Origin of the sequence: Anaeromyxobacter sp. SG64, assembly GCF_022690745.1 — a bacterium.
In the GTDB taxonomy this organism is placed as follows: domain Bacteria; phylum Myxococcota; class Myxococcia; order Myxococcales; family Anaeromyxobacteraceae; genus Anaeromyxobacter; species Anaeromyxobacter soli.
In genome coordinates this window covers 20,224-28,475 of sequence record NZ_JALCZB010000052.1, presented here as the reverse complement: position 1 = coordinate 28,475, position 8,252 = coordinate 20,224, and the positions used below count along the sequence as shown (strand labels likewise).

General features: G+C 74.3%; 7 protein-coding genes. 2 read left to right on the top strand and 5 right to left on the bottom strand.

Features of this window, described 5'->3' with window-relative positions; genetic code table 11:
- A partial coding sequence (locus MNZ29_RS25005; RefSeq protein ID WP_242355805.1) for an alanyl-tRNA editing protein occupies window positions 1-811 on the bottom strand: 811 nt, incomplete at its 3' end.
- Window positions 812-868: 57 nt separating this feature from the next.
- Here MNZ29_RS25005 and MNZ29_RS15445 point away from each other — a divergent pair.
- Complete coding sequence (locus MNZ29_RS15445; protein ID WP_242355803.1) at window positions 869-1,273, top strand: HPF/RaiA family ribosome-associated protein; 405 nt, start codon at window positions 869-871, stop codon at window positions 1,271-1,273.
- 488 nt (window positions 1,274-1,761) lie between these two features.
- Window positions 1,762-3,189: a CotH kinase family protein gene (locus tag MNZ29_RS15440; protein ID WP_242355801.1), complete on the top strand. Its 1,428-nt coding sequence runs from the start codon at window positions 1,762-1,764 to the stop codon at window positions 3,187-3,189.
- Between the two features lie 71 nt (window positions 3,190-3,260).
- Here MNZ29_RS15440 and MNZ29_RS15435 read toward each other — a convergent pair whose 3' ends face one another.
- Genes MNZ29_RS15435 through MNZ29_RS15420 form a run of 4 tightly spaced genes read right to left on the bottom strand, consistent with a single transcriptional unit; the run spans window position 3,261 to window position 8,244 of the window.
- Window positions 3,261-5,183, bottom strand: a complete 1,923-nt coding sequence (locus tag MNZ29_RS15435; RefSeq protein ID WP_242355799.1) for a response regulator — start codon at window positions 5,181-5,183, stop codon at window positions 3,261-3,263.
- Window positions 5,158-7,119 (bottom strand): Ig-like domain-containing protein, encoded by a 1,962-nt coding sequence (locus MNZ29_RS15430; RefSeq protein WP_242355797.1) that lies wholly within the window; start codon window positions 7,117-7,119, stop codon window positions 5,158-5,160. The genes MNZ29_RS15435 and MNZ29_RS15430 overlap by 26 nt, the downstream gene beginning before the upstream one ends.
- On the bottom strand, window positions 7,097-7,516 hold the full coding sequence (locus MNZ29_RS15425) for a hypothetical protein (protein ID WP_242355795.1): 420 nt from the start codon (window positions 7,514-7,516) through the stop codon (window positions 7,097-7,099). Before MNZ29_RS15425 ends, MNZ29_RS15430 begins: the two co-directional genes overlap by 23 nt.
- Window positions 7,513-8,244, bottom strand: coding sequence for a sensor histidine kinase (locus MNZ29_RS15420; protein WP_242355793.1), 732 nt, complete (start codon window positions 8,242-8,244; stop codon window positions 7,513-7,515). Before MNZ29_RS15420 ends, MNZ29_RS15425 begins: the two co-directional genes overlap by 4 nt.
- Window positions 8,245-8,252 lie beyond the last annotated feature (8 nt).

Genomic DNA, 8,252 nt, shown 5'->3' with positions numbered 1-8,252 from the left:
CCCCGTCCTCGGCCGCGCGGGCCGCCACCGCCGGCAGCTCCGCCGGCGCGCAGCGGAGCGCGCGCGCCGCCTCGCCGAGCCGGCTCCGCGCCTGCGCGAGGGCGGTGACGACACGCCCGCCGCAGACGAACTCGACGCGCGACCCGGCGCCCCACTTCTGCGCGCCGAGCACCGCGATCGCGCCGACCTCGCCCGTGCGCCGCGGGTGCGTCCCGCCGCACGGCGAGGCGTCCAGGATCTCCCCGCGGGCAGCAGGATCGGAGACGACGACGACGCGCGCACCCTTGGTCGGCGCCTTGCGCAGCGGCAGCGCCGCGAGCTCCTCCGCCGAGAGCTCCCGCGCCACCACCGGCAGGTCGCGGAAGACGAGGTCGTTCGCGGCCGCCTCCACCGCGCGCAGCGCGTCGTCGCCGAGCGCGGCGACGTCGAGGTCGATCGTGCAGGTGACCTCGCCGAGGTGGAACGAGAGCGTGCGCGCGCCGCGCGTCGCCTCGAACGCCGCCGAGAGGAGGTGCTGACCGTGGTGCTGCTGGACGTGGTCGCGGCGACGCGCGCCGTCGACGCGGCAGGCGACCGGGCCCGCGGGCGTCGGCCCGTCGAGGACGTGGAGGATCTCGCCGCTGTCGTCCTGAACGTCCACGACCGGCACACCGCCGATGGTGCCGCGGTCGGCGGGCTGGCCGCCGCCCTCGGGGTAGAAGGCCGTCCGGTCGAGGAGGACGGCGGTGCGCCCCGAGAGCGGGCGGGTGGCGGTGACGGTCGCCTCGAACTCGAGGAGACCGCTGTCGGAGAGGTAGAGGCGCTCGGTCACGGAAGGAGTCTAACCGGGAGGGGCTCCGCGGAGCGGGACGGTGTCCAAGGTATGGGCATGAAGCTCTCCATCCACGCGAACCACCTCTCGCTTCCCAAGGACGTCGCCGCCTTCATCGTGAAGCACGTCACGCGCCCGCTCGCGCGCGTGTACGACGACCAGGCCGCGGAGCTCTCCATCCACTTCTCCGACTCCCGCCCGAAGAAGGGCGGCGTGGACCAGACCTGCCGCCTCTCCTTCCGGATGCCCGGCGCGCGCACCCTCCACGTGGAGAGCGTGCAGGAGGATCTCTACAAGGCGCTCCTCGACGCCTCCGAGCGCCTGAAGCGGCACGTGAGGAAGCAGGTCGACCGGATGCGCGCGACCTCACGCAAGCCGATGCACCGCCCGCTCGGGCGCACCTGGCGCGAGCGCTCCACGCGCGGCGGCGTCACGCCGGACGGAGAACCGGCGGCGCTCTGACGGCGTTGCTCGCTCGAGCTCGGGCCGTCCGAGGCGCGCGATGGCGTCACCGAGGCGGGCACACGAGGACCGGGCAACACACGCGTGCTGTAAGGCACGACGAGAATGAAATCGATTCTCGGGCGCGGATATCGGACCTCGAGCGGATCCGCTCTCGCGGTCTCGCCATCACGGAGGTCGGCGCGGCGGCTCACGCCCCGCCTGCGGCGTCCTTGACCCGCGCTTGCTCCTCCCGTGAACCCCAGACGCGCAGGAGTTCAGGACCGGCGCGACGGCGGCAGACGCCCGAAAGGTCCACGCGTAAGCGGCTTCTTTGCCCTGTTCGAGCAGGTGCGCGTGCGCACGTCGCCCTACACGCTGACCGTGCACTTCGCGGAGGCACGGACATGGTGGAGGGGCCGCGTACGTGGACGACAGCCGCGCTCGTCTTCGCGTGGGCGCTCGCGGCGTGTGACGCGCAGCGAGAACCGGCGCAGCGTCCCTGCGACGTGACGTTGACCGGGCCGGCCTGGGTGGTCGAGGGCGATCCCGTGCACATCGCGATTGCCTGCGCGACGGGGCGCGAGCTCCCATCCGACCTCGCGATCGGGGGACTCCCGCCGGGCGCGGAGGTCGACGCGTCGGCCGGGGAGATCCGCTGGACCACCGGGCCAGCCGACGCCGGCGTCTACGAGATCGTCGCGAGGGTGCCCGTCGAGCCGAGCGAGAAGAAGTTCACGCTTGGCGTCGCGGACAGGTTCGACGCTCCCGGGAACACCCCGCCGGACCCCGCGCGCTATACGGAGGAGTACGGCCTTCCGGTGTTCCACCTGTCGGTGCCGGGGATCATCTCGGATCTGGAGTACACGCCGGCGGTGCTCACGTACCGTGGGCACGCCTTCGACGTGCAGGTGAGATATCGCGGCAACAAGTCCCTGCTCTTTCCGAAGAAGAGCTTCACGATCGATTTCCCGAACGAGCACTTCAGCGACCCCGCCCTCGGGTTCTTCGATCGCAAGAAGATCCTGCTTGTCACGACCTTCGACGATCAGAGCTACCTGCGCGATCGCCTGGCGCTCGACCTGTGGAAGAAGCTCGGCGGCCCAGGGCGGATATGGGTGCAGACCGCGAGCGCGGTGCTCTTCCTGAACGGCGAATACTTCGGGCTTTACACCATGAGCGAGAAGATCGCCGGGCAGGTGCTCTCGAGGGCGGGCCTCGACGGTGACGGGAACCTGTACCAGGCGAAGTTTGGTGCAGCGAACTTCTACACGTACGACCCCCTGACCGGGCTGCCGAAGATCACGTGGCACGACGGCTACACCAAGGAAGAGGGATTCCCCTTGGATGGCGAGCCCGGCGCTTACGACGATCTCGACGCGTTCGTCCGGTTCGTGGTCGAGTCGGACGACGCGACGTTCGTGGCGCAGCTCCCCGGGCTCATCGACGTCGACGAGTACCGGGACTGGTGGGCGCTCGTGATGCTCACCCTCGCCATCGATTCGGCCAACCACAACAGCTTCCACTACCACGACCCGGCGGGTGGGCCTTGGCGCATGACGGTGTGGGACTGCGCCCAGAGCCTCGGGCAGAAGACGAGCACGATCCGGTTGAATCCGAGCACGCCGGCCGAGTTCACGGCCGACAACAACCTGTTCCGTCGCCTCCTGCTTCCTCCGTTGGAGCAGGCAACGCGGGGGCGACTCGGCGACCTCGTACACCAGCAGATTTCCGTGGCCGACGTGCTCGCCATGATCGACGACTACGCCCAGCAGGACGGCGAGGCCGCTCGGCGGGACCAGGTGCGGTGGAGCGCCGAGCAGATTGCGTTCTTCGGCCCCCGCGGGCGGACGGGCTGGGCGACGTACGACGACGAGGTCGCCTACGTCCGGCAATGGGTCCGCGATCGGTGGGCATACCTGCAGTCGACGTACTGACGATCGCAACAGGTGGGTGAGCGCAGGAGAAGAGTCCGCGGCTCGATCGCCACGCCGCTGGCGGGCCTGACCTACGCGCTCGCCTTCGCCGGGCCCAGCAGCCGCCGCACGTGCCCGAGCAGCGCCTCGCTCGTGAACGGCTTCTGGATGAGCTCCACGTCGCCGTCGCGGAGCCGGTCCTCGACGAGCGCGTCCTCGGTGTGGCCGGTCATGAAGAGCACCTTCAGGCCCGGCTGCTCGCCCTGGAGCACCTCGGCGAGCTCCGCGCCGGTCATGCGCGGCATGACCAGATCGGCGAGGAGGAGGTCCACCCGCGCGCCCCGGGCGCGGGCCGCCTCGAGCGCCTCGGCGCCGTTGCGGCCCGCGACCACGTGATAGCCGCTGCCGACCAGGACGCGCCCGAGCAGGACGCGCAGCGCGTCCTCGTCCTCGGCGAGCACGACGGTCTCCCCGAGCCCGCGCGGCGCGGCCGCGGCGACCGGAGCGTGCGCGCGCCCGACCTGCTCCACGCCCACCGGCAGGAACACCGTGAACGTGGCGCCCCGGCCCGGCCGCGACTCGACGCGGATCGCGCCGCCCGCCTGGCGCACGATGCCGTAGACGGTGGCGAGCCCGAGCCCGGTGCCGGTCTCCTTGGTGGTGAAGAACGGGTCGAAGATCCGCGAGCGGACCTCGTCGTTCATGCCGCAGCCGCCGTCCCTCACCGAGAGCGTCACGTAGCGTCCGGCCGGGATGGGGAGGTCGCGCGGCGCCTCCGCGAGCTCGGCGTTCGCGGTCTCGATGACGAGCGGGCCGCCTTCGGGCATCGCGTCGCGCGCGTTCACGGCGAGGTTCAGGAGCACCTGGGCGAGCTGGTCCGCGTCGGCGAGCACGGGCCAGGGGGAGTCCTGGAGCCGCGTCGTGAGCTCGATCCGCTCGCCGATGGCGCGCGAGAGGAGCCGGCCGAGGTCCTGCACGACCTTGTTGAGGGAGAGGACCTCCGGGCGGAGCAGCTTCTTGCGCGAGAGCGTGAGGAGCTGCCGGGTCACCCCCGCCGCGCGGTGCGCCGCCTCGATGATCCCCTCCGCGCTCTCGCGCGAGCGCAGGTCTCCGGCGGGGAGGTCGCGCATGAGCAGCTCGGAGTAGCCGAGGATCACGGCGAGCACGTTCGAGAAGTCGTGCGCGACCCCGCCGGCGAGCCGCCCCACCGCCTCCATCTTCTGCGCCTGGCGCAGGTTCTGCTCGAGCGCGCGGCGCTCCTCCTCCGCGCGCTCCCGCTCCGAGACGTCGCGGATCGAGAGCACCCGCAGCGCGCGGTCCTGGAGGGGAAGCTCACCGGCGGTGAGCTCGACCGGGAGCTCGGAGCCGTCGGCCCGGCGGTGGCGCGACGGGACGGAGCGCGCGCCGGGGGCGGGCAGCGCCGCCGGGTCGCCGCCCTCCGCCGCGAGCAGCTCCGAGTAGCGGCGGGCGCGCAGCGCGTCGCGCGACTCGCCGTAGAGCCGCTCGGCGGCGGGGTTCGCGTCGTCGATCTGGCCGCTCGCGCTGTCCACGAGGAGGATCGCGTCGGAGGACGTCTCGAACACGCCGCGGTGGAGCGCCTCGCTCTGGACGAGCCGCACGAGGAGGTCGCGCTGCTCGCGCCGCATCCGGCCCTTGTCGATCGCGTTCTGCACCTTGAGGTTCAGCGCGTCGTAGTCGGAGACCGGCTTCGTCACGTAGTCGAAGGCGCCGATCTGGACGGCCGCGATGGCGGAGTCGATCGAGGCGTAGCCGGTGACGAGGATGACCTCCGCGTCGGGCTTCGCCGCCTTGAGGCCGCGGGCGACGTCGAGCCCCGAGCCGTCGCCCAGGTTCTTGTCGATGATGGCGACATCGATCTCGCGCGCCTCCCGGGCGATGGCGAGCGCCTCGCGCACGGAGCCGGCGAGCAGGAGCCGGCGGCCCTCGCCCTCCAGGAAGCGCCGGAAGACGTCCAGGATCACCGGCTCGTCATCGACGATCAGGATCGTCGCCATGCGACCTCTCCCGGCCGAGCCGGACTCCCACGGAGAACGTGAACGCCGGCAGGGCGCCGCGCCCCGCCGCGAGGAGCGCCGCCTCCACGAACGGCATGCCCCGCTGCTGCGGCCTGCCCAGGCCGAGCGAGAGCCTCCCGCCCGGCGCCGCCCCGGCGTCGCCCGGACGCGACGACTCGAGCACCAGGCCCGCGCTGCCGGCGACCCAGGCGGTGAGGCCGCCGAGCTCGCGCCGCGCGCTCACGCCGGCGAGGAGCCCGCCGGCGCTGGAGGTGATCTCGACCTCCTCGCCGTCGCCCGCGAGCTCGCGCCGGCGCCGCTGGCCCATCCACTCGGCCTCGAGGCGCAGGGACAGCAGGAGCCCGGCGGGCGCGCTCGCCAGGTCGCGCTCGAGCGCGAGGCCGACCCGGGGCCCGAGCGCGCCCCCGCGCCCCGCGGCGACGCCGGCGGCGAGGAGGAGCCCGTCGCGGCCGCGCGGCGGGACGAGCACGAGCGTCTTGCGAGAGCGCACGTCGCCTGCCGCGAACGCGAGGGAGTCCTCGCTGCGCGCCGCCACCATCGGCGGCAGGTAGCGCACGCGGTAGACGCCCTCGCCGGCCGGCGCGACCTCGAGGACCTTGCCTCGCGCGGCGGTGACGACGGGCGCCTGGGTGACCGGGTTCCCGTAGCGATCCTGCACGGTGGCGCGGAGCGTCGCCTCGCGAACCCCGTCGGCCACGATGACGCGTTCCTCGACCCGCGCGCTCGCCGGCGGCCCCGGCAAGAGCGGCAGGGCGCGCGAGCCGGAGAGCCCCTCCGCCTCGGCGCGAGCGGTCACGAGCACCTCGCGGCGGCTCCCGAACTTCTGCGGTACCACGAGCCGCGCCTCGTGGACGCCGGGGGCGCGCTCCACCGGGCGGGAGATCGTTCCGCCCTCGGCCCCGAGGGTCACGGCGCCGCCCGGGGTGGGGTTCCCCGCCGCGTCGACCATGCGCGCGGTGACGACCACCTCCGCCGGCGCATCCCCGTCGGCCACGAACGCCTCGCGGTCGAAGGCGAGCGCCACCGCGGCGGCGCGCCCGGGCACGACCCCCACGCGGACGAGCGCCTTCGACGCGGGCGCCCCTGCGAGCCGCACCGCGAGCCGCTCCTCGCCGGCCGGGCCGGGCGGGAGCGTCCAGAGCACCTCGTACGCGCCGGCCTCGCGCGCCGACACCGACACCGAGCCGCGCGACGGCTCGACCACCGGCACGTCCCCTCGCCGCGCCGCGCCGTGCGGCGCGACGACGTACGCGACGACGCGCACCTGCTCCTGCCGGTCCGCCTGCACCGTGGCGCGGAGCGCGACGGCGTGGACGAGCGGCGTCTCCGGGACGTGCAGGTCGATGGGCCGGAAGCCGTGGTGCGCCTCGTGCACGCCGGGCGGCACGACGACCGGGATGACGGCGAGCCCGTCCTCGCCCACGATCCTGGGGCCGAAGGCGCGGTCGCCGATGCGCAGGGTGATGCTCTGGCCTGGACTCGCCCGTACCTTCGCGTCGCCCTGGCCGTAGAGCGGGAGTGCCATCCAGCCGTCGAGCGGGCCGGCGGCGCCGCGGGCGGTCGCGGCGATGATCGCGACCTGCGGGAAGCGCTCGGCGGGCGGACGGTAGCGCGCGGCGAACCCGCCGTTCGGGAGACGGCGAATTCCCTCCACCCGCCCGGCGCTCGCGCTGAGGGTGAGCTCCTCGACCTCCGGCGGCGCCCAGATCCGAAGCTCCGCCGTTCCGTCCTGCCCGAGCACGAGGCGGGTCGGCCGGGCGCTGAGCTTGAGCGCGCCGCCGCCCGCCGGGGCGCCTCCCTCGGCGGCGCGCGCACCAGGCGCCGCGCGCGCGGGTGCCGCCGTCGCGAGCAGCACGCTCGCGATTACCCACAGGAGGGCGTGCACCCCCGGCTCAGCGCGTCGCGGGAGGGCCATTCCAGTCGATCTCGACCGACTCGATCCCTTCCTCGGGTGGGCAGCGCGCCGCCTTCGGCTCGGCCCGCGCGCCCTTGCGGCCGTGCTTCTCGGTCGCGGGGGGCTCGCGGCTGGTCCTGCACCCGCGCGCCGCCTCCGCCCGCTGCGACGCGACCTTCGCGAGCACGCCGGCGGTGACCTCCTCCGGCGCGCCCTCCGGCGCGTGCCAGCGGGCGGGCGGCTCTTCCGGACGCGGTCCGCTCGGCGCGGAGGCCGTCGCGGCGGGGGCCGTCGCGGCGGGCTGCTCCGCCACGGCGGTCGCGGGCTCGACCGTCTCGGTGAGCCGCGCGACGCCCACCACCATGCCGGCGAGGGTCGCGCCGGCGGCGAAGCCCGCCATGACCCGGAGGGCGGTCACGGCGCACCTCCGCCGGCCGAGGCCGGCACCACCACGCAGAACTCGGTCACGGCCCAGGGCAAGCGGGCGGGATCCTCCTCAGGCACGAGGTACACCCGTCCGCCGTCCTGCGCCATCAGGCTACGCGCGATGTGGAGGCCGAGCCCCGTCCCCTTGCCCGGCGCCTTCGTGGTGAAGCGCGCCTCGAAGATGCGCGGGCGCGCCTCGGAGGGGACGCCCGCGCCTTCGTCGGAGACGCGGACCTCGACCGCGCTCGCGCCCTGCTCCAGCACGCGCACCTCGACGCGCGCGCCCGGGGCGTCCTCGATCGCGTCGAGCGCGTTCGCGAGGAGGTTCGTCGCGGCGTGGACGAGGGCGGTGGGGCGACCGAAGCCCGCGAGCCGGCCGGGCCCGAGGGCGAGCGCGAAGCGCGGCCCGAGCGGCCGCACGCGGTGGGCGAGGAGCTCCACCGAGCGGCCCACCACCGGGCCGACCTCGAACGGCTCGGGCACGGACCCCTGCGGCCGCAGGAGCTCCTCGTACCCGCTCACGATCTCGGCGATGCGCGCGACCTGCCCGCGCAGCATCCGCCACTCCTCGACGGCCTCGAGCGAGCTCCCCAGGCTCCGCTCGAGCAGCGTCAGGGCGGCCTCCGCGCCCATGAGCGGCTGCTTGAGCTCGTGCAGGAGCCCGGGCGCGAAGAGCTCCGCGTCGAGGCCCACCAGCACGTCGTCCGTCCCGCGTGGCATCGAGCTCC